The 493-nt window shown below is 60.6% G+C and carries 1 protein-coding gene; it reads right to left on the bottom strand.

Features of this window, described 5'->3' with window-relative positions; all coding sequences use genetic code 11:
• A partial coding sequence (locus tag D3D01_RS22725) for a signal recognition particle receptor subunit alpha (protein ID WP_199725606.1) occupies window positions 1-459 on the bottom strand: 459 nt, incomplete at its 3' end.
• Window positions 460-493: the final 34 nt, after the last annotated feature.

Consider the following 493-nt stretch of genomic DNA (forward strand, 5'->3'; position numbering starts at 1 on the left):
GACCTCGGCGCGCTCACACATCTGCTTGGCCTGGTCGTACGCACCGGGGCGGAAGGTGTCGGTCTGGATGACCGCCGGGCGAAGGCCTTTCTTCGAGAACCACCACGCCATCTTGGCGGAAGTGGTCGTCTTCCCCGACCCTTGCAGACCGGCGAGCATGATTGTCTGCGATTCGAGCGGAATATCCGTAGATTCGCCGATGAGACCGACGAGTTCCTCGTAGACGATTTTCAGAACGTGGTCGCGAGCGCTCGTACCACCCGGCGGCTCTTCTTCGAGCGCACGGGTCTTGATGGAGTCAGAGAGGTCCATGACGAGGCTCACGTCAACGTCCGCAGAGAGCAAGGAGCGCTGTATCTCCTTGACAATCTCCTGGACGTCGTCCTCGTCGAGGCGGGACTTACCCCGCAGCTTATCGAGACTGCCGCGGAGAGAACTCCCGAGATTATCGAGTACCATTGTCCCCTCCTACGCCGTCGCGTCGGTAAAGGCT

The sequence above is a fragment of the Haloarcula sp. Atlit-7R genome, from assembly GCF_003666065.1.
Classification (GTDB): domain Archaea; phylum Halobacteriota; class Halobacteria; order Halobacteriales; family Haloarculaceae; genus Haloarcula; species Haloarcula taiwanensis.